Raw genomic sequence first — 20542 nt, 5'->3', positions numbered from 1 at the left:
GCCCCCGAAGTGAACGCCGAGGCGGCTTAGAGCCACTCGCCGAAGCGGCGGATATAGAAACGCTTCATCAACTGCGCGACCACGCAGTAGCTGACCAGCGTAGCGGCCAACCACGGGAAGTATTCCCACGGCAGCGGCTGCAGGCCAACCAGGGCGCCGAGCGGCGAGAATGGAATGTAGATGCCGAGCGCCATCACCAACCCGGTGGTCAGCAACACCGGCAGCGCCGCGGTGCTCTGAATGAACGGGATCTTCTGGGTGCGCAGCATATGCACCACCAGCGTTTGCGACAGCAGCCCCTCAATGAACCAGCCGGACTGGAACAGCGCCTGGTGTTCCACGCTGTTGGCGGCGAACACGTACCACATCAGCGCATACGTCGTGATATCGAAGATTGACGAGGTCGGCCCAATCCACAGCATAAAGCGCCCGATGTTTTTGGAGTCCCACTTGCGCGGCTTGCGCAGGAACTCTTTATCCATCTTGTCCCACGGCAGCGACAGCTGGGAAATGTCGTACATCAGGTTTTGAATCAACAGATGGATCGCCAGCATCGGCAGGAACGGGATGAAGGCGCTGGCCACCAGCACCGAGAACACGTTGCCGAAGTTGGAGCTGGCGGTCATGTTCAGGTACTTGATGATATTGCCGAAGGTCTCGCGCCCTTTGATCACCCCCTCTTCCAGCACCATCAGGTTCTTTTCCAACAGGATGATGTCCGCCGACTCCTTGGCGATATCGGTGCCAGTGTCGACCGAAATGCCGACGTCGGCGTCGCGCAGCGCCGGCGCATCGTTGATGCCGTCGCCGAGGAAGCCGACGGTATGGCCGTTGGCCTGCAGCATTTTCAGCACCCGCGATTTTTGCAGCGGCGTCAGTTTGGTGAAGACCGTGCGCTGCTCCACTTCGCGCGCCAGTTCTTCGTCATCCATCTGTTCAATTCGCAGCCCGGAGAGCGGTTCACCCGGTTCCAGCCCAACGTCGCGGCAAATCTTGCAGGTGATCACCGGGTTGTCGCCGGTCAGCACCTTCACCGTCACGCCGTTTTCCTGCAGCGCGGCGATCGCCTGCTGCGCGCTCTCCTTCGGCGGATCGAGGAAGGTCAGCAGCCCTTGCACCACCATGTCGCGCTCGTCGGCCACGCTCAGCGGGTCGGCCGGGCGTTGCGCATCCAGCTCGCGCGTCGCCAGCACCAGCACGCGGAAACCGTCTTCGTTATACTCGCGGGCCAGCGCCTGCAGCGCCGCACGGCGCGCGTCGTCCAGTTCCAGCGTCTTGTCGCCTTCACGCACGTGAGTGGCGATCTCGAGCATCTCCTCTACCGCGCCCTTACAGATCAGCTGCTGCTTGCCATTCTCATCCGCCACCACGATCGACAGACGGCGGCGCACGAAATCGAACGGCAGCTCATCCACCTTGCTGAAACGGCCCAGGGCTTCGATCCCCGGTTTGCCGCGACCGAAACGGATCACCGCCTGATCCATCAGGTTCTTCATGCCGCTCTGATGGAAGCTGTTCAGCCAGGCCAGGTGCAGCACCTCGTTATCCCTGGCGCCATTGACGTCGATATGGTGCTCGAGAATGATACGGTCCTGGGTCAGGGTGCCGGTCTTGTCGGTGCAGAGCACGTCCATGGCGCCGAAGTTCTGAATGGCGTTCAGGCGCTTCACCACCACCTTGCGGCGCGACATGGCGATCGCCCCTTTCGCCAGGTTGGAGCTAACGATCATCGGCAGCATTTCCGGCGTCAGGCCGACCGCCACCGCCAGTGCGAACAGCGCCGCCTCGCTCCAGTCGCCTTTGGTGAAGCCGTTGATCAGCAACACCACCGGCACCATCACCAGCATGAAGCGAATCAGCAACCAGCTGACGCTGTTCACCCCGCGATCGAACGCGGTTTGCGCCCGCGAACCGACGATCGACTTGGCCAGCGAGCCGAAGTAAGTGCGTCCGCCGGTCGCCACCACCACCGCCGTGGCGGTGCCGCTGGCGACGTTGGTGCCCATCAGGCAGATATTGGAGAGCTCAAGCAGCGCGTTCTCGCTGGATACCTCCCCGTCGCTCGACTTCTGCGCCACGTTGCCCATCGCATCGTATTTCTCGATGGGGATCGCTTCGCCGGTCAAAATCGCCTGGCTGATGAACAGATCGCGCGAGGCGATAAGACGCACGTCGGCCGGCACCATGTCACCGGCGGAGAGCTGAATGATATCCCCCGGCACCAGTTCGCGGATCGGCACTTCCAGCGTCAGCGGATGCGCGCTGTAGCTGCTGCGGCGCAGCACCGTGGCGGTGGTGCGCACCATAGACTTCAACGCTTCCGCCGCTTTGTTGGTGCGGTATTCCTGCCAAAAACGCAGCAGCCCGCTCAACGTGACCATGGTCAGAATGATAATAACGCCGGTGAGTTCAGTTTCTTCACCGCTCTGGCGCGGCAGCCAATAATCGGTAAAGAAACTGATCGCAGCCAGCACCATCAGCACGAAGATAAATGGGTTGTTAAAGGCCTTGATCAGCTGAATCAAAGCATGCGGCGCCTTGTCGTGGGCGACCTGGTTGGCGCCGAACTGCTCCAGCCGCTCATCGGCGTCGTCCTGGGTCAAGCCGTTGCGGTTGCACTTAAGGTTCGCCAGCGTTTGGGCGATGCTGTTGGTCGCCTCTTGCGCAATGGCGTAGGTCACCGCGTCTTTATCACGGCGACGCGTTCTTTCATTAATCTGAGTCATAACGCTATTCTCTTATTTTCGTTCTGCGCACAGAGATATCCCGCCCGATAAACAGGTGACTGTGCGCAGAGTGGAATTTTTTAATTAGCGTGACTGAATAGCGTGATTACCCTGTCAGCCACGCAGAAATCATTTCCCTTCCGGGGTCATCGTCCATAACGCCTCCTTAATGTCCCGCGTTATTCAGGCGTGCCTGAATAAACCTGAACATATAATCAAGTTAGTAAATATTTATATAATTAATCAGACCGGTAATTCAGACGCGACGCGCCAGCGAACGGCACTCACGCTTTTTTCCAGGCTGACGCGGCAGACAATACCCTCAATTTCTTTTTGCGCAGCCGGCGTAGCGGTAATTTCCGCGCACACTTCCAATTGCCCCGGGCTGGAAATATCGGCGCTGCGCAAGGACTGCAGCCGCAAGGCGACGCCGTTCAGCGCCTGCAGAATCAGGGTGCGCACCAGAATTTCATCCTGTTCGCCGCAGGTCACCTGAATGCGATAGCACAGTTCCAGATCGGTCGCCTGCTGATGCGGCTGCAGGTTGATGCGCTGCGCGGCTTCGCGCAGCAGGATATTGGCGCACAGGATCACCAGCGTGGCGACCACCGCATCCCAATGCTGGCCCAGGCCGCACAGGACGCCGATCCCCGCCGAACACCACAGCGTGGCGGCGGTGTTGAGGCCGCGAATGTTCAGCCCTTCCCGCATGATAACGCCGGCGCCGAGGAAGCCGATACCCGAGACAATCTGCGCGGCCACGCGGCCGGCGCTGGCCGGATCGGTGGACATGGAGCTGAGAATAAAGACCGCCGCGCCGGTCGCTACCAGCGCATTGGTGCGCAGGCCGGCCATACGTTGGCGCCACTGGCGCTCGGCGCCAATCACCGCGCCCAGGCACATTGCCAGCAATAAATTTAAAACGAAAGGAGTCATAGCCATGACTGTCCCCTTAATTAACCGCAGGAGATAAAATCATGTGCTGTTTAGCACACGCAAAGTCGCGCCGAAAATAAATCAGCGAATCAGCGTGCTGTGCCTGGAGGGAAAAGGCTGTGGCTGCAGAATACCATAATAACGTCCAACTCAATTCACCTGAAACCGCCAGGCCTCAGGACACGTTTTTTATTCGGGTATGCACAGCTCAGGAATAACTGGAGAGGGGTGCTGCCCGCCGATAACGGCAAGCAACAAATCAGAAGAGAATTGGTCAGCTTGCCTTATTTGTTTTATTACAACTACAACTGTCCAATTGGGTTTCTCCACCGAAATTTTGGCTGAGTATAGTGACGTCAGGTAATGAAGTAAAGGTTAATTTATTAAACGAAAAATAAACTGGAATACCGCGATCATATTTCGATGTCACAAATAGGCAGCGACAACGTTGGGCGCCAGTGCGCTTATCGGTAAACTGTCCTCCTTCATCTTTCAAGGACGCCCCCGATGAAACACCGGCTTTCCCCGCTCGCGCTCGCGCTGCTCGTCAGCTTTCCCGCCGATGCCCTGCTGCTGCAGCAAGGCGACGCGCAGTTTGAACTCGATCCCGCCACGCTGCGCGTTACCGCCGGCGCTGTGCCGGTCAATCTGGCGCAGCCCGCGCAACAGGTGGCGGATCTCACTGCGTCGCCACAACGCGCCAGCTGGCGCTGGCCGCAGAGCGCAATCAACATTAGCGCCAGGCTGGAGGACGGCGATCTGCGCCTGAGCTTCAGCAGCGACCGGCCACAGCTTCTGAACTGGTACCGCCTGCCGCCGCAGGCGGAAACGCTGTTGCTGCCGATCGGCGAAGGCAGCCGCATTCCGCTCGACGACGCGGTCTGGCGCCATTACCTGACGGCGGAAATGACGCCGCTGGATACCAACTGGGATCTGAAGCTGCCGCTGTGGAGCCAGCAATACCAGGGCAAGGTCTACAGCTGGCTGATGTTGACGCCGTTCAGCAACCGGGTCACCTTCGCCGCCGCGCAGGAAAAGCTGGAGATGCGCGCCGGGCATCAGTTCAACCGCTTCAACCAACAGCAGGCATTCGAGGTGCTGCTGCACGTCGGCGACACCCCGCTGTCCGGCGCCCGCCGCTACCGCGACTATTTGCAACAAAGCGGCCAGTTCAGCAGCCTGCGCGAGAAGATAAAGCAGGCGCCCGAAGGCGAAAAGCTGATCGGTGCCACCCATGTCTACCTGTGGGGCGACAAACTGCTGGCGGCGGAAGACGTCAAAGATTGGCCGGGGTTGCTGCACTACCTTGCCTCTCCGGCCGCCGCCGGGCTGCGGCAACAAATGGATGCCGAGAGCAGAAAGCTCCTGCTGCAGTTGGCGGGCAAAACACCGGAGAGCTGGCAGCAACAGCCCCTGATCGACGGCATCAACCAGGCGTTGACGGCGCAAATTCCGCTGGGCGCCACGCCGGATGACGCCGATTTTCTGCAGGCACAGCAGCGCCAGGCCGCTGCGGTGCGGGAGCGGGCACAGCAAGAGCTGGGGCGTTGGTTAACCCCGGCGGACCGTTGGGGGCAAGGGCTGGCCAAACCGGTGATCGATGCGCTGCGCCAGGCGGGTTTGCCGCGCCTGTGGTTGGGCACCGATAACTGGACCGCCGCCTTCCTGCACCCGCAGGCGGTAACCGCCGCCAAAGCGGCCGGCTATCTGATCGCCAGCTACGACTCCTACGATACCGCCATTCCACGCGGCGTGAACGACAGCTGGCTCACCGCGCAACTGCCGACGACGCTGCGGGAAACCTGCGCCATCGTGCGCGCCGACGGCAGCAAGAAACCCGGCTTCGGCAAACAGGGTTACTACCTCAATCCGGGCTGCGTCCTGCCCTATTCTCAACAGCGCATGCGCGAGTTGGTGCAACTGGCCGGGTTGAACAGCCTGTTTCTCGACGTGGACGGCACCGGCATGGTCTCCGACGACTATCAGCCCGACCACCCGACCGGCGCGGCGCAAATGGCCGAAGCGCGCAACGCCAGGCTGGCCTGGTTCAGTGCCACCCTTAAGCTGCCGCTCGGCTCGGAGGACGGCAATGCGGTGACCGCCCGCAGCCTGATGTTCGCCCACGGCATGGAAACCTGGGGATTCGGCTGGGGCGATAAACAGATGAATCAGGATAAATCCTCGCCCTATTATCTCGGCGCCTGGTGGCCCAACGCCCAACCGGCATTTTTCTTCCGCCCCGCCAAGGTGAAACAGCCCTACCGCACCGTCGAATTCGATCCGCGTTACCGCCTGCCTCTGTACCAGGCCGTTTTCCACGATGCGATCGTCAGCAGCCACCACTGGAATTACGATAACCTGAAGTTCAGCGACGTTCAGACCACCCGCAGTCTGCTCAGCCAGCTGTACAACACTGCGCCGATGTTCCATCTGAGCCGCACCACCCTGACGGCCCGCCTGCCGGCGATCAAACGCGCCGACGCCGCCTTCCGGCCGCTGCATCAGGCCCTGTGGGACAAAGCGCTGACCGACTTCCGCTGGCTCGATCGGGACGGCTGGGTGCAACAGACGACGTTTAGCGACGGGTCGACGCTGACCGCCAACTTCAGCGCGCAGCCGTTCGCCGGCGTAGCGGCCCACAGCCTGCGCGCCAAGCTGGCCGACGGCCGCACGTTCGACGTTGCGCCTTAGCAAGGTCGCCGGCGGTGGGCTACGCTAGGCTATATTTCCGACGACCCGCAAGGAGTGGCCGATGACGCCTCTGATCCACACTCTGCTCGACGAGATTTGGCAAAGCCTCGGGCAGCGCCCCGCGCCCTGCGACCGGTTAACCGTAAGCGGTACCGGTGCATTGCCTTCGGCTTTTCCCGTCACCGAATTGGCTACCGCCGCCTGGAGCGCCGCCGGTTTGGCCTGCGCCGACTTGCTTCGCCGCAAGGCAGCCGAGGCGCCGCAGGTCTGGGTCGATCAACGCCTGGCCTCGCTCTGGTTTGGCTGGACGCTGCGTCCTCTGGGTTGGACGCTGCCTGCGGTCTGGGACGCCCTGGCCGGCGACTACGAGACAGCAGACGGCTGGATACGCCTGCATACCAATGCGCCGCACCATCGGCGGGCGGTGGAACAGGTGCTGGGCCCTGCATCGGACAAAGGCACGCTGGCGGCGCGCGTGCTGAGCTGGAAAAAGAGCGAGCTGGAGCAAGCAGTGATCGAAGCCGGCGGCTGTGCGGCCCAAATGCGCTCGGCGGCCGCGTGGCGGCAACATATTCAGGGCAAGAGCGTGGCGCTCGAACCCTTGATCCACACCTCGCTGCAGCCGGAAGCGCCGCCGCCGGGTTGGGCGCTGCCCATCGCCCGGCCGCTGCACGGCGTGCGGGTGCTGGATCTGACGCGTATTCTCGCCGGGCCGATCGCCACCCGTTTTCTCGCCGGTTTAGGTGCCGACGTGCTGCGCATCGATCCTTACGGTTGGGATGAGCCCGGCGTCGAGCACGAGGTGATGCTGGGCAAGCGCAGCGCACGCCTCAACCTGACCAATGCGCACGATCGCCATACGTTTGAACATCTGCTGAGAAACACCGACGTGATCGTACATGGCTACCGTGCCGGGGCGCTGGAGAAGTTGGGCTATGGCGCGGAGGAAAGACGCGCGCTGGCGCCGGGCCTGATCGACGTCTGTCTGAATGCCTACGGCTGGAGCGGGCCGTGGCGCACCCGGCGCGGTTTTGACAGCCTGGTGCAGATGAGCTGCGGGTTGGCGGAGGCGGGCATGGTTTGGCGCAGCGCCAGTTTGCCGGTGCCGCTGCCGGTACAGGCTCTGGACCACGCCACCGGCTATTTGATGGCGGCGGCGGTGCTGACCGGTATGGCGCAGCGCCTGAGCCGCGGCACCGGCTACCACGCAAGGCTGTCGCTGGCGCGCACGGCGCAACTGCTGCTGGCGCATCCCTATCCGGCGCATTATCGGCCGCAAGCCCTGACGCCGGCCGGCCCCGCCGACGAAAACCCGGAAACGGAACTGACCGACTGGGGCGCCGCACAACGTCTGCGCGCCCCGTTAAGCCTGCAGGGCACGGCGCTGCAATGGGCGCTGCCAGCGACCGCGCTCGGCACCTCGCAGCCGGCTTGGCTGCGCCGTTAAATAGCCGCCAACTGTTGCTGCAGCCACTGCAGCAACCGCAAGACCGCCGGCGTCAACCCGGCGGTCTGCGGCCACACCAGATAAACGTCGTCATCGCTCAGGCGACAGGGCGCGGCCAGCGCCACCAGCCTCCCGGCGGCGATCGCATCCTGCACCAGCAACTTTTTCGCCAGCGCGATGCCAAACCCCTGCTCGGCCGCGCGAATCAACAATCCGGCATCGTTGAACAACGCCTGTTGCCGCCCGCACAGCGAGCGCCCTTGCGTATTGAACCAGGCGCGCCAGGGGCTGACGTCGTGCTCCAGCAAGGGAACATCGCCGCCGTTCTCGAATGCCGTTCCCCATTGCCGCGCCATGTCCGGCGAGGCGACCGGCAGCACATCGCCCGACGCGATGCGCTGTGCCTGCAGTCCCGCCCACTGACCGTTACCGATGCGGATCGCCGCATCGAATCCGCGCTGCGACAGATCCTGCAATGTCAGCGATGCATCGATATCCAGCGCAATATCGGCGCAGGCTTCATGGAAGGCCGGCAGGCGCGGCAACAGCCAGTAATGGGCAAAAGACGGCAGCACGCTGATACGCAGCGTCTGGCTTGCCGCGGCGCGCCGGGCGCGGGCAACGCCCTGCTGCAGCGCCTGCAGCGCCGGCTCTACCGCCGCCAGCATCTCTTTCCCGGCCGCATTCAGACGCACACCGCGCCCGCGCCGTTCAAACAGCGAATAGCCGACCGCCTGCTCCAGCAGCTGGATTTGCTGGCTGACCGCACCATGCGTCAAATGCACCTGCTGCGCCGTGGCGCGCAAATTCTCCAACCTGGCGGCGATAACGAAGGTCGGCAAGACATGCAGGGGAAGGCGTTCACTCATCACTGGTTAGCCGGATTATCCAAAAAGGTTATTTTTCATCGATTTTGGCCCGCAGGCAACTGTTCTATGTTTATGCCATCTATCCCTGATGCTTCGGAGCCGCCATGCACCCACGTTTACAACAGGATCTTACACAGTTTCCGCAGATCCTCGACCACACCCGCCAGTTGGCGGAAGATTTTCTGGCCGGGCTGCAGCAGCGATCGGTCTGCCCACCGCTCGCGCAACAGCAGCTGCAACCCGGTGACGATCGGCTGGCGGAAAACGGTGAAGGCGCCCTGGCGGCGCTGGATGACTTTTGGCAGCGTTATCAGGCGGGCATTTCCGCCAGCGCCGGCCCGCGTTATTTCGGCTTCGTCACCGGCGGTGGCACCCCGGCGGCGGTCGCGGCGGACTGGCTGGTTAGCGTGACAGACCAAAATAGCCAGCTCAGCCATGATACGATCGCCGCGGCGATCGAACTGGCCGCCGTGACGCAGTTGAAATCCCTGCTGGGCCTGCCGGAAGCGTTCAGCGGCAGCCTGGTCAGCGGTGCCACCATGGCCAATTTCGCCGGGCTGGCCATTGGCCGGCAGTGGCTGGGCCAACAGCACGGCGTGGATATTGCCCAACGGGGCCTGGCGGCGCTGGGGCCCATCCGGGTGCTGGCGGCCAATCCGCACGCCAGCAGCGTAAAGGCGCTCAGCATGCTCGGCATCGGCCGCGACGCGCTGACGACCGTCGCCAGCCTGCCGGAGTCTGAGGCCATGGATATGGCGGCGCTGGAGCGGCAGCTCGCCGCCGGCGCTGGCCGCCCCACGTTGGTGCTGGCCAGCGCCGGCACGGTCAACACCGTCGCCTTCGACGATCTGCCGCGTCTGCTGGCGCTGCGGGAGCGTTATCCGTTTTGGCTGCATGTCGATGCAGCCTTCGGGGGCGTGGCGGCCTGTTCGCCGCTGTATGCACCACGACTCGCAGGCTGGCAACAGGCGGACTCCATCACCGTCGATGCGCACAAATGGCTGAACGTGCCTTATGACAGCGCGATCCAATTTACCCGCCACCTGGATCTGCAGATGCAGGTATTTCAGAACCATTCGGCCTACCTGGAAGCGCCGACGCCGCGGCCGGACAACTATCTGCATTTGACGCCGGAAAATTCGCGGCGCTTTCGCGCCCTGCCGCTCTGGCTGACGCTGAAAGCCTATGGCCGCAGCGGCATACGGGATATCGTCGAGCGCAACGTCCGATTGGCGCAGGCGCTGGGCGCGGCGTTAGCGGCCGACGACGGTTTCCATTTGCTGGCGCCGGTGAATTTGAACGTGGTGTGCTTCGCGCTCAGCCGCCCGCAGGGCGACAGCGAAGCGGCGCGCGATCGCTTTCTCGAGCGCCTTAACCGGCACGGCGTGGTGCGTTGCACCCCAACGACCTATAGCCATCAGCCGGGGATCCGCGCCGCGCTGGTCAACTGGATGACGGAGGAACGGGACATCCGGCTGGCGCTGGACTCGCTGCGCCACTGTCTGCCAGAGACGGCCTAAGGCGCGCGGCGCTATTCGAGTTGGAAGGCCTGCAAACGCCGCGCTTGCCGCCCGTCATCGCTGATGTTATCCGGCGACAGCCAGGCGGCAAAGGCGGCGTGTCGCGCCGGCCATTCCGCGTCGATGATCGACAGCCAATCGGTGTCGCGCGTGCGCCCTTTGACGACAACCGCCTGGCGGAAAGTGCCTTCGTACCGGAACCCCAAACGCTCGGCGGCCTGGCGCGAAGGCAAATTGAGGCTATCGCACTTCCATTCGCAGCGCCGATAGCCAAGATCGTCAAACAGATGCCGCAGCATCAGGAAAATCGCCTCGCTGCCCAGCGCGCTGCGCCTCATCAGCGGCGACCAGTTGATGGTGCCCAGTTCGGCCACGCCGTTGCCGGGATCGATGCGCAAAAAAGCGCAGGTGCCCACGGCGCGCCCGTTCGCCTGATCGACCACTACCATCGTGTTCCTGTCAGCGCTGGACGCCTGAGCCTGGAGGTAACGCTGAAAATCCTCGCACGTCTGCGGCCGTTCCCAAAACAGATAGGTCCAGTCTCGGTCGTCCTCGGCGGTTTGGTAAGCCCGATAGAGCTCATCCCCCCAGCGCTCAAGGCTAAGGGGTTCAAGGCGGCAAAACCGCCCTTGCAGCAACCTGTGCCCGGGCAGGCCTGCCGGCTGCCAATGAGGAAGGGCATCGCCTATTGGCTGCCCATACTGATTCTGTCTCACTGCGACATCCTGCTTTTGAAAGGTGGAAAGGCAAGTTAAAACCAACGCGGGCCGGAGACAACTCCGACCTGCCCCCCGCCCCGCTGGCGCGGGCAACAGGATGATAGTTTAGAAAAACAACTCAATCACTGTTAAATATTCACCAAAATTATTTCAATCAAAATAAATATCCAGATAACTCATTGTAAAACGGTGATTTATAGCAACAATTAAGCTACACATTTCAGCCACAACGTTAACTTTTGTTGGTTGTTATGATAAAAAAAGAAGTGATTATCATTAACAGGTGAGGAAGGGTATGATTCAACTTAATGATTTTTATCATTAAAAAAACAAAGAAACCAAAAGAACACTTTTTAAGCGCTCAAAAAACGCACTGAAAAACTTCAAAAAGCCAACACATGAATTTTTTTTAAGACTTTTCCTAGCAAACTAAAATTTTGTTTCGTGACATGATGAACAGAATCTCGGCAAGCAATGTCAGCAAGCGCGGGCGCCAAGCGCAAGTCAGGCCGATCGCGTCAACGCCGAGCGGGCAGCAAATCTCGCTGACTTAAGCCAAACTTATAGATTCATGTGATTAATAAGTTTAGTATGAAAATATCATTGAGTGCCGTCGTGTTTATTGATAGAACACTGGCTACACTGAATTATTGCTCCATTTTGCCTTTCGGCTTTTCAGGCTTTTTCTCATATTACCGCAGTAAAACGGATTTAAGTGGGGGTGCGATATGCCAACGATCATCATGGATTCATGTAGCTATACCAGATTGGGATTAACCGACTATCTGACTTCGCATGGCGTGAAAAAACGCCATATTAATGCCATCGAGGATATTGACAGCCTGCATGAAAAATGCAGCAAGTTGAATCCGAGCCTGGTGTTTATTAACGAGGACTGCTTCATCCACGAAGCAAACGCCACCGAGCGAATAAAACGGGTGATTTCACTGCACCCGGATACGTTATTCTTCATCTTCATGGCTATTACCAATGTACATTTCGACGATTATTTATATGTTCGCAAGAACGTCATCATATCGTCAAAATCCATCAAACCAGAGACTATGAATCAGCTACTTAGTCACTATCTCGAGAGAACGTCCCTACGGGCGGAGAAGTCCTCTCTGGACCAAACGCCGGTAACGCTGAGCCAGACCGAATCGAACATGTTACGCATGTGGATGTCCGGTCAAGGCACCATCCAGATATCAGACCAGATGCAAATAAAGGCCAAAACGGTCTCCTCCCACAAGGGAAACATCAAGCGGAAAATAAAGACGCACAACAAGCAGATCATTTACCACGTTGTTCGTTTGACCGATACGCTGACCAGTGGAATATTTGTCAATAGCCGTTGAGCCGCAGAGAATGCCCCCACTCTGTTTTGTCGACCGTTAAATATCCGGGGATAAAGTCACCGGGATATCGGATACTGGAACCACCAAAAGAATACCTGCTGCGCTATCCCCCCGCTAGCGCAGCGGGTATTTTTTTGCCGGCGATAAAAAAAATCTTACCGTAATGAAATAATCTCAAAATGGACAATTTCATTAGCAAATTAATGAGATTAACCGACGTTACTGCCCATGCTCGCGACATGGCTCCACAAACGTCCCGTCACGGCTGTCGATTTCATTAAAAAACCATACGCCCGCCGGATAGTCTTCAAGAGAAACCAGATACATAGTCCCTTCGTTGAATACCTCTACGGCCAGAATGACGCCCTCGCGCCGCGGGCCGCCGTCTGTTTTTACCGTCACTCGATCGTTAACCTGCATACCGTTCCCCATCATTTGCGATTGGCATCAGTGTATGACAAAACCCAGGGGGAAGGACACCGCCCCGCACCAATCCGGCCTCGCTCTCAGCGTAGCCGCCGCCCGGATTTTCACTTTCTTAACGGTTTGGCCGCAGAATCTTAAGCCGGCCTCGCGTAGCCTGTCTTCAGGCGTTTCCCCCCCAGAGAAGCGCTCGCAAATGAAGAAGTAACAAGGAACTTTTGCCCGCAGACTTGCGGGCTTTTTTTTGCGCACCGCCGAATTGCAGGCATAAAAAAACCCGCCGCGGCGGGTTTTTTTCAATCAGCGGTAGACGCCAATTAGATAGCGGTAACGTTAGCCGCAGATGGACCTTTCGCACCGTTCTCGATAGAGAACTGTACGTTCTGGCCTTCAGCCAGGGTCTTGAAGCCTTGATCCTGGATAGCAGAGAAGTGTACGAATACATCTTTGCTGCCGTCTGCTGGGGTGATGAAACCAAAACCTTTAGCTTCGTTGAACCACTTCACTTGACCTTTGATCAGGTTAGACATGTCTATCTTCCTTCAATAATAAATGTAAGCCGCTATGGGCGATATAGCCGGTCATCAGTTACTTATGGAGGCACTGGAAAGGAAATTCGTCAGAGAAGGGCTATCCGGGATAACGCTTTTAATTTGAACTACTTTACTCAAAATGTCGTGCATAAATAGGTCTGTACCACAGGCCGGTAAGCATTAACTCACGAGCGGGCGGCAATAGCAACTCTTTTCGCCTCGTCGTGCCGTTTACCTCGGCTAAACGCACAGGATTTGACCCTGTTTGTCGACGCTATCGCCGAGCGTCTTCTCCTTACCGGCCAAGACAAATGATAGTAATTATCGTTACGCTGTTTTATAGTTGCACAAAGAAATCATTCAGGGAGATTCACCATGCCGAGATGGCTCACATTACCGGCCGCCAGCGTTACCGCCCTGCTGGCCTTTGCCGCTTGCAGCGCCCCGCTGGGCGCGCTGGAGCTGAATTATCAGCCCCCAGAGCCCAGCGTTTCCCCGCCCCCAAAACCGGTGGCTCCGCCGGGGCCGACCCCCAAGGCGGCGAAACCGCCGATTACCTGGGCAGAGGCACGCGACAAGAACGGTTTTCGCGTCGATATCGAATGCGATCATCCAGGCTGCAGCAAGCCGCGCGCCAAACCTTATCCCGCCTATGAAGGCCCGGTGAAGAAAACCGATCGCCGCCGCCAATCCGATCCTTACTCCACCAATCAGGATCCCGATTACAACATTCAGTTGGGCTATGAGTGGTAGCGGCGCTTTCGGAGTAATACCTATATCAGCCGCCCTCACCGCTGCATAAAATAGCGCCAGTTCACCACTCCTCCTGGTGTTGAACACAACAAGCTGTGTTGCAAATCTTTATGCGCCTCCCTATAGGCGCTTTTTTTTGCTCCTCCCTCATGCCCGTTTCCCGATTACAGATTGCTCTCATTGCCCCGTAAAGTGATGAATGTCACAAATACGCCTCCTTGCCATTCTTATTCGGAGGTGATGTTCATGGCCACAGGATCCCTTGCCCTCTTGGCTGCCTTGGCCGGCATTGCGGGCTATTCGCTCTATAAACACTTCAAATCTCAGAAGAAAAGTACATTCGTTCGCCCGCACGATCGGTAATCGATAACGTGTTTACACCGCGAAGGCGCGGCACGCCGCACGCCGCGCCTTCGTGGACCGTCATGTTTTCATCACAAAATTGTCACAATATGGCCATATGATGATTCGCGATTATCCGCTCTGGCTTAACACCAAGGATTTCGCCCATGACCATAATTAAAGCTGCAAACCATCAGGAAGCAGAAAAGCTCATCCGCGCCGGCACAGCCAAGAAAATCGAACTGGCCTACGATATCGGCAGCGATGACTTCTTCCAGCTTGCCAGCCTGTGGTGCGATAAAGGCGCCAAGATCTCCAAAGGGAAAGAACACTTTATCGTCTCGTTAAAAGGGTTCCGCATCCCCCCTAACGATTGATATCCAGCCGCCCATCGCGGCGGCGTCCTCCCTTCCTCGCAAAACCGCTCTATTCGACCACGCGCACCTCATTCGATTTCGCTAAGCTAACAGCAGACTTTATTGCGGGCGTTCCGCCTGGATAACCACGTCCGCCACGATGAGGAGAATGAGCATGTCAACAAATGCAGCGCAGCCCGGCACGATGAAAGCCATTGAGATCAGCCAACCGGGTGCTCCCGAGGTTCTGGTCGTCACCGAACGCCCGGTGCCCGTCCCGCAAGCGGGCGAACTCCTGGTGAAAATCGCCGCCGCCGGCGTTAACCGCCCCGACGTGCTGCAGCGTCAGGGGAACTATGCGCCACCGCCCGGCGCTTCGGATATCCCCGGCCTGGAAATCGCCGGCGAAGTCGTCGCCATCGGTGAAGGCGTGACCCACTTCGCGCTCGGCGATCGGGTTTGCGCCCTCATCGCCGGCGGCGGCTATGCCGAATACTGCACCGTGCATGAAAGCAATGCGCTGCCGGTGCCGGCGGGCCTGAGCCTGACCGAGGCCGCCGCGCTGCCGGAAACCTTCTTTACCGTCTGGGTCAACGTGTTCCAGCGCGGCCACCTCAAAGCCGGCGAAACCGTGTTGATCCACGGTGGCACCTCCGGCATCGGCACGGTCGCCACCATGCTGGCAAAAGCCTTCTGCGCGCAGGTGATCACCACCGTTGGCTCCGAAGAGAAGCGCCAGGCCAGCCTGGCGCTGGGCGCCGACGTGGCGATTAACTACCGCAGCGAAGATTTTGTCGCACGCACCAAAGACGCCACCGACGGCAAAGGCGCCGACGTGATCGTCGATCTGATCGCCGGCGACTATCTGGCCAAGAACTATCAGGCCGCGGCGATGGAAGGCCGCATCGTACAAATCGGCACGCAAAATGGCGTGGTAAAAGAGCTCAATCTGATGCCGCTGCTGTTGAAACGCCTGACCCATACCGGTTCAACGCTGCGCTCACGCAGCGTCGCGGACAAAGCGCAGATTGCCGCCGATCTGCACGAGAAGGTTTGGCCGCTGCTGGAGCGCGGCGTGCTGAAGCCGCAAATTTTTAGAACCTTCCCGCTCGAGCAGGCCGCCGCCGCGCATGCGCTGATGGAGTCCAGCGAGCACATCGGCAAGATCATGTTGACGTTCTGAAACCGTTCCCCGCAGCCTGCGCTGCGGGGAAACCGATGCCGCGCTCAGGGAATGATGCCGCGGCGGCGGAACTCATCGAACAGCGAGAAAAACATGGCTTCGGTTTCGACAAACTGATCGAAACCGAAACGCCGCGCCTTGCTGCCGTCCGCGAACATGTCATAGTCCCAGGAAAAGACGAAGTCGGCGAAACGCCAGCCGGCCACCGCGCGATAGTCCGGTTCGGTCAATTGGTGCCGTTGCACCAGCTCTCGCCACAGCATCGCTTTGTCCGCCATCATGCTCTCCAACGGCATCGGCAGCGGCGGCGCGCATTCCAGCCCGAAGTAAGCGGCGATTTTTGGCCACATCTCGCTCCAGCGAAACAGATCGCCATTGTTGATATTAAACGCCTGATTGGCCGCCGCCGGTTCGGTCGCCGCCCAGAGCGTGGCGCGCGCCAACAGCCCGGCATCGGTCATTTCCAGCAGGCTGTGGTAAGCGCCCGGTTTGCCGGGGAAACGCAACGGCAGCCCAAGCGCTTTACTGATCGACGCGTAAACCGCGATGCTTAACGCCAGGTTCATCGGATTGCCGAGGGAGAAGCCCCCCACCACGCTCGGACGAATGGCGCTCCAGTGCCAACGTTTGCCAGCCTGACGCTGCGTCAGATACTGCTGTTGTGCCACGTTAAACTCCGGCGGCATATGCCCGGCGTCGCTTTCGCGCGCCGGTGTTTTAAACGGCCCCAAATGGGCGCCATACACCTTGTAGCCCTGCATCAGGCTGATATGCTCCAGCGCCGGCGCGATCGGCTCCAGCCCCTCGACGACGTGTTGCAACATCTGCAGATTGGGCGCCACCAGGCCCGCCCAATCCGGCGCATCCTGATAGGCGGCATAGAAGACGTGGCTAATCGCGCTCAGCGGCCGCAGCGCGTCGCGCGTTGCCTCCGCATCCAGCAGATCCATCTGCAGGTGGCGCACACCAGGCGCTGGTTCTCCGCCCCGGCGCGAGACACCCACCACGGGCCAGCCCTGACCGGTCAGTTCCTCAATCAATCGGCGCCCTATTACGCCATTGGCGCCGATCACTAACGCCTGTCGCTTTGCGTTCATCTTGTCACTCCTCGGGTTGTCGATGCCCCGAGTGTTATTGATTAGCACTGCTTGCGGTAGACGAGAACCTCCACTAACACTAATAAGAAAAACCTATAGGCAAGATCGACATGGATAAGCTGAACGCAATGAAAACCTTTATGCGGGTGGCGGAGCTGGGCAGCCTGTCGGCCGCCGCTCGCGATCTGCGCTTGACGCAGCCAGCGGTCAGTCAGCAAATCGCCGGTCTGGAGCAGGAACTGGGCGCGCAGTTGCTGTTTCGCAGCACCCGGGCAGTCTCCCTGACCGAGGCCGGCAGCGGTTATTATCAACGCCTCAAAGCGATTCTGGCGGCGGTCGACGAAGCGGAAGAGGCGCTGCACGGCCAGCGCCACCGGCTGCAGGGCAACCTGCGCCTCCACGCACCGACCGGATTCGGCCAGCGGCACGTCACGCCGCTGGCCATCGCTTTCCAGCAGCGCCATCCGGACCTCACCATCGAGCTGCTGCTGGACGATCGGCGCGCCGACGTGATCGGCGAAGGCATCGACGTGGCGCTACGCTTCGGCGAACTGCACGCGCCCGGCATGGTGGCGAAACGGCTGGGCGAACTGCAACGCCTGCTGGTGGCGTCACCGGCGTATCTGGCAGAGCATGGCGCGCCACGCTCGCCGGCGGAGCTGGCAAAACATGCGCACATTCGCTACAGCGGATTGAACGACGGGGATACGCTCACCCTGATCGGCCCGCACGGCCCCGAAATAGTGGCGCTGCGGCCCACGTTCCGCGCCAACAATACGCTATCGCTGCTGACGGCCATCGAGGCAGGGCTTGGTATCGGCGGCGCTCAGCGGCCGTTGATCGGCGAGCAGCTGGCGACAGGGGCGCTGGTGCCCGTATTGCCGGAATACCGCTATCCGCCCATGGCGCTGCACGCGGTCTATCCCGCATTACGATTTATTCCGGAGAAAGTGCGCGCCTGGGTGGCGCATCTGCAACAGGCGTTGACGGCGATCGAGGGAATTAGCGGAGTGAATGCCCCCGGCCAGACGCCGGGAGCATAAGCCTTATTTGAACAGTTTGCCGACCATGTCGCCCAGTTCGTTGCTGTCTTGCTGCACTTCGCCATTTGGCGAAGCGGCATCCGCGACCGTTGGCAAGAACTGTGCAATGGTGCTGGAGGCCTGAGCCGGATCGACACCCAGCTTTTCAGCCAGCTGATTAATCGCATCGCTACCCAACGCCTGCTGTACGTGATCGCCGGTAATCGGTTGGTTTTCGCCATTGCCGAGCCAGGAGCCGACGATATCGCCGAACTGCCCCTGACGAAACTTGTCCAAAATGGCCTGCAGGCCACCTTGTTGCTCAACCCACTGCATAATGGCGATGTAATCGATGCCTTTGCCACCGTTGGCGCCGCCGCCCAGAATGTTACCCAATACGCTATCGAACAGACCCATGATATTCCCCTTTCAGCCGATACGGCCCGCGCCGCACCGCCGGATTGATTTCACGAAAAAGGGCCGCCGCGGCGACCCTGTTGAGCAACGGCTGCTTAGCCTTTGATCTTCCTGTAGACAAAAAGTACCACCAGGGCACCGATTACCGCCACCACAAAGCTGCCCAGGTTAAAGCCGTCAACGCGACCCATACCGAAGAAGGTGCTGATATAGCCGCCGACCACGGCGCCCACGACCCCCAGTACCACGGTCATAATAAACCCGCCGCCGTCTTTGCCCGGCATAATCCATTTGGCCAGGATACCGGCGATTAAACCAAAAATGATCCAGGAAATGATGCCCATCTTTACTCTCCCTATTACCTTTTGCCTAACAGAAATCCTATTACCAGGCCCACGACGGCGCCGGCGCCTATCCCCGCCCAAGGATTATCCTTGATGCAGGCACATGATTGCTCGAGCGCCGCTTTTACACCGCTGCGCACTTCGCAGGCGGTGGTTTTCACGTAGTCGCTCGGTTGCTCAACACCGTTTAGATCGTCATTTTCATATGACATGTCAAATCCTTACAGACCAACCCTCTGAGAATTGCGTCACATGTTTCACGCCCGGCACCGCCCGCCCCGCGATCTTGCTCCGGGCAATCTGCCCGCTGCCGCTCAATGCAGGGCTTACGGCGACAAACGCACAACTTCACACTATGACTATAGTAAAAAATCAGCGGTTTACCCATTTCCGTCCGTCTGAATTTCACCGTACAAAAAACGATCTAATTTCATCCTGCTGTCATCTCGACAGACTAAACTTTAAACAAATCTCCGGGAGGAAACGCCCATGTTCAATGCCCCGTTCATCCTGATTCTCGCACTGCTGTACGCGCTGGCCGCCGTTTGGGACGGTTCCGCCGCGTTACTGTTTCTCTAAGGTTACATAGCGGTTGTCACTTTTGCGATGCGCTTAATTGTGTCTTTATTTTTCAATTGCGTCAGCCGGTTGAAATAGCGGTAAATATCCTCCTTTTCCTCGGTAAAAATCCTAACTTGCCCCGTTATCCGTGCGTTGCTAAATAAAGCGCAAAAAAAAGCATTAATGGAAAACCCTATTTAGCACCAAATGTTCTATCATTCGCCGTATAACAATTTGGGTTAAGGTCCCATTGGGAAAGAAAAGGAAGAACAGGAAAAATGCTTTCAAACCAACGCTTTGAGCGCGAATTCTTGCGCCCTCGTTATTGGTTGCTGTGGATAGGGCTGGGAATGCTCTATCTCTTGGTGTTACTGCCCTACCCGCTCATATATCGGCTTGGACACGGCCTCGGCAGAATAGCCATGCGCCTGATGAAACGCCGGGTAAAAATAGCGCGCCGCAATTTAGCACTCTGCTTCCCCGCAATGCCCGCCGCCGAGCGCGAGGCGCTGATCGTCAAAAATTTTGAGTCCGTCGGCATGGGCCTGTTCGAAGTCGGCATGGCCTGGTTCTGGCCCGACTGGCGCATCGCCCGCTGGTTCAAGGTGAGCGGCATGGAAAACATGCAGCTGGCACGCCAGGACGGCAAAGGCGTTCTGCTGATCGGTCTGCATTTCCTGACGCTGGAACTGGGCGCGCGCATTTTCGGCATGCAAAATCCCGGCATCGGCGTGCATCGCCCGCATAACAACAAGCTGATGGAGTGGGTCCAGACCCGCGGCCGGCTGCGCTCGAATAAGTTCATGATCGATCGTAAAGATATCAAAGGCATGATCCGCAACCTGAAACAGGGGGAAATCCTGTGGTACGCGCCGGATCACGATTACGGCCCGCAAAGCAGCGTGTTCGCGCCGTTCTTCGCCGTTGAAAACGCCGCCACGACAACCGGTACCTTTATCCTGGCGCGCATGGGGCGGCCGTCGATCGTGCCTTTCGTGCCGCGCCGGCTGCCGCATGCGCAGGGCTATGAGCTGATCGTACAGCCGCCGCTGAAGGACTTCCCGCTGGACGATGAAACGCGCGCGGCGGCCATGATGAACCGCGTGGTGGAAGAACAGGTGCTGCTGGCACCCGATCAGTACATGTGGCTGCACCGCCGGTTTAAAACCCGTCCGCCCGGCGAACCTTCGCTGTATTAACGCCCTCGTGCCTTCGCCCGCCACACCGCTGGCGAAGGCGCGCTCG

At 59.3% G+C, this 20542-nt stretch carries 19 protein-coding genes; 9 read left to right on the top strand and 10 right to left on the bottom strand.

Going from position 1 to position 20542, the window contains the following annotated elements:
- Nucleotides 1–26 precede the first annotated feature (26 nt).
- Nucleotides 27–2726 carry a magnesium-translocating P-type ATPase gene (gene mgtA / locus EKL15_RS13395; protein ID WP_060439685.1) on the bottom strand — a complete coding sequence of 900 codons (2700 nt, stop codon included), beginning with the start codon at nucleotides 2724–2726 and terminating at the stop codon, nucleotides 27–29.
- A gap of 243 nt (nucleotides 2727–2969) precedes the next feature.
- Nucleotides 2970–3668 carry an MgtC family protein gene (locus tag EKL15_RS13390; RefSeq protein ID WP_025303346.1) on the bottom strand — a complete coding sequence of 233 codons (699 nt, stop codon included), beginning with the start codon at nucleotides 3666–3668 and terminating at the stop codon, nucleotides 2970–2972.
- 501 nt (nucleotides 3669–4169) lie between these two features.
- On the opposite strand from EKL15_RS13390, the gene EKL15_RS13385 reads away from it, so the two are divergent.
- Complete coding sequence (locus tag EKL15_RS13385) at nucleotides 4170–6353, top strand: glycoside hydrolase (protein ID WP_203089747.1); 2184 nt, start codon at nucleotides 4170–4172, stop codon at nucleotides 6351–6353.
- A 61-nt stretch (nucleotides 6354–6414) separates the two neighbouring features.
- Nucleotides 6415–7800 carry a CoA transferase gene (locus EKL15_RS13380; protein WP_203089744.1) on the top strand — a complete coding sequence of 462 codons (1386 nt, stop codon included), beginning with the start codon at nucleotides 6415–6417 and terminating at the stop codon, nucleotides 7798–7800.
- On the opposite strand, the gene EKL15_RS13375 is transcribed toward EKL15_RS13380, so the two are convergent.
- Nucleotides 7797–8672, bottom strand: coding sequence for a LysR substrate-binding domain-containing protein (locus tag EKL15_RS13375; RefSeq protein WP_089186122.1), 876 nt, complete (start codon nucleotides 8670–8672; stop codon nucleotides 7797–7799). The genes EKL15_RS13380 and EKL15_RS13375 overlap by 4 nt on opposite strands.
- Nucleotides 8673–8773: 101 nt before the next feature.
- Here EKL15_RS13375 and EKL15_RS13370 point away from each other — a divergent pair, with 101 nt between their 5' ends.
- Entirely contained in the window at nucleotides 8774–10189 is a 1416-nt protein-coding gene (locus EKL15_RS13370) for a pyridoxal-dependent decarboxylase (RefSeq protein ID WP_147839787.1), read from the top strand.
- A gap of 11 nt (nucleotides 10190–10200) precedes the next feature.
- Here the strand turns inward: EKL15_RS13370 and EKL15_RS13365 are convergent, their stop codons facing one another.
- A complete protein-coding gene (locus EKL15_RS13365; protein ID WP_147840038.1) occupies nucleotides 10201–10842 on the bottom strand; it encodes a GNAT family N-acetyltransferase in 642 nt (213 codons plus the stop codon).
- A 794-nt stretch (nucleotides 10843–11636) separates the two neighbouring features.
- Here EKL15_RS13365 and rcsA point away from each other — a divergent pair.
- Nucleotides 11637–12266 (top strand): transcriptional regulator RcsA, encoded by a 630-nt coding sequence (gene rcsA / locus EKL15_RS13360; RefSeq protein WP_033635078.1) that lies wholly within the window; start codon nucleotides 11637–11639, stop codon nucleotides 12264–12266.
- Between the two features lie 219 nt (nucleotides 12267–12485).
- On the opposite strand, the gene dsrB is transcribed toward rcsA, so the two are convergent.
- Nucleotides 12486–12686 carry a protein DsrB gene (dsrB, locus tag EKL15_RS13355; RefSeq protein WP_038877309.1) on the bottom strand — a complete coding sequence of 67 codons (201 nt, stop codon included), beginning with the start codon at nucleotides 12684–12686 and terminating at the stop codon, nucleotides 12486–12488.
- A gap of 320 nt (nucleotides 12687–13006) precedes the next feature.
- Entirely contained in the window at nucleotides 13007–13219 is a 213-nt protein-coding gene (gene cspE / locus EKL15_RS13350) for a transcription antiterminator/RNA stability regulator CspE (RefSeq protein ID WP_049201327.1), read from the bottom strand.
- A 378-nt stretch (nucleotides 13220–13597) separates the two neighbouring features.
- On the opposite strand from cspE, the gene EKL15_RS13345 reads away from it, so the two are divergent.
- The 3 genes from EKL15_RS13345 to EKL15_RS13335 all read left to right on the top strand — a co-directional run bounded on the left by EKL15_RS13345 (nucleotide 13598) and on the right by EKL15_RS13335 (nucleotide 15856).
- Nucleotides 13598–13975 carry a hypothetical protein gene (locus tag EKL15_RS13345; RefSeq protein ID WP_060420619.1) on the top strand — a complete coding sequence of 126 codons (378 nt, stop codon included), beginning with the start codon at nucleotides 13598–13600 and terminating at the stop codon, nucleotides 13973–13975.
- A gap of 509 nt (nucleotides 13976–14484) precedes the next feature.
- The gene (locus EKL15_RS13340) at nucleotides 14485–14694 is read left to right on the top strand and encodes a hypothetical protein (protein WP_004935132.1); all 210 of its coding nucleotides are present in this window, start codon (nucleotides 14485–14487) and stop codon (nucleotides 14692–14694) included.
- A gap of 154 nt (nucleotides 14695–14848) precedes the next feature.
- A complete protein-coding gene (locus EKL15_RS13335; RefSeq protein ID WP_070914609.1) occupies nucleotides 14849–15856 on the top strand; it encodes an NAD(P)H-quinone oxidoreductase in 1008 nt (335 codons plus the stop codon).
- 44 nt (nucleotides 15857–15900) lie between these two features.
- Here the strand turns inward: EKL15_RS13335 and EKL15_RS13330 are convergent, their stop codons facing one another.
- On the bottom strand, nucleotides 15901–16953 hold the full coding sequence (locus EKL15_RS13330; RefSeq protein WP_203089741.1) for an SDR family oxidoreductase: 1053 nt from the start codon (nucleotides 16951–16953) through the stop codon (nucleotides 15901–15903).
- 110 nt (nucleotides 16954–17063) lie between these two features.
- On the opposite strand from EKL15_RS13330, the gene EKL15_RS13325 reads away from it, so the two are divergent.
- Nucleotides 17064–17996, top strand: coding sequence for a LysR family transcriptional regulator (locus EKL15_RS13325; RefSeq protein WP_084827612.1), 933 nt, complete (start codon nucleotides 17064–17066; stop codon nucleotides 17994–17996).
- 3 nt (nucleotides 17997–17999) lie between these two features.
- Here the strand turns inward: EKL15_RS13325 and EKL15_RS13320 are convergent, their stop codons facing one another.
- From EKL15_RS13320 to EKL15_RS13310, 3 genes are all read right to left on the bottom strand, one after another.
- On the bottom strand, nucleotides 18000–18392 hold the full coding sequence (locus EKL15_RS13320) for a YidB family protein (RefSeq protein ID WP_049201337.1): 393 nt from the start codon (nucleotides 18390–18392) through the stop codon (nucleotides 18000–18002).
- A gap of 95 nt (nucleotides 18393–18487) precedes the next feature.
- Entirely contained in the window at nucleotides 18488–18736 is a 249-nt protein-coding gene (locus EKL15_RS13315; RefSeq protein ID WP_019453501.1) for a GlsB/YeaQ/YmgE family stress response membrane protein, read from the bottom strand.
- 14 nt (nucleotides 18737–18750) lie between these two features.
- A complete protein-coding gene (locus tag EKL15_RS13310) occupies nucleotides 18751–18948 on the bottom strand; it encodes a YqjD family protein (RefSeq protein ID WP_033635087.1) in 198 nt (65 codons plus the stop codon).
- A gap of 627 nt (nucleotides 18949–19575) precedes the next feature.
- Between EKL15_RS13310 and EKL15_RS13305 the strand changes: the two genes are divergently transcribed.
- Nucleotides 19576–20496 (top strand): Kdo(2)-lipid IV(A) acyltransferase, encoded by a 921-nt coding sequence (locus EKL15_RS13305; protein WP_060420607.1) that lies wholly within the window; start codon nucleotides 19576–19578, stop codon nucleotides 20494–20496.
- The last annotated feature ends 46 nt before the right edge of the window (nucleotides 20497–20542 follow it).

It is taken from the genome of Serratia sp. 4542 (assembly GCF_016805595.1).
GTDB classification, from domain to species: Bacteria; Pseudomonadota; Gammaproteobacteria; order Enterobacterales; family Enterobacteriaceae; genus Serratia; species Serratia nevei.
The sequence above is the reverse complement of the archived record's forward strand: the minus strand, read 5'-3'. Positions and strand labels throughout refer to the sequence as shown.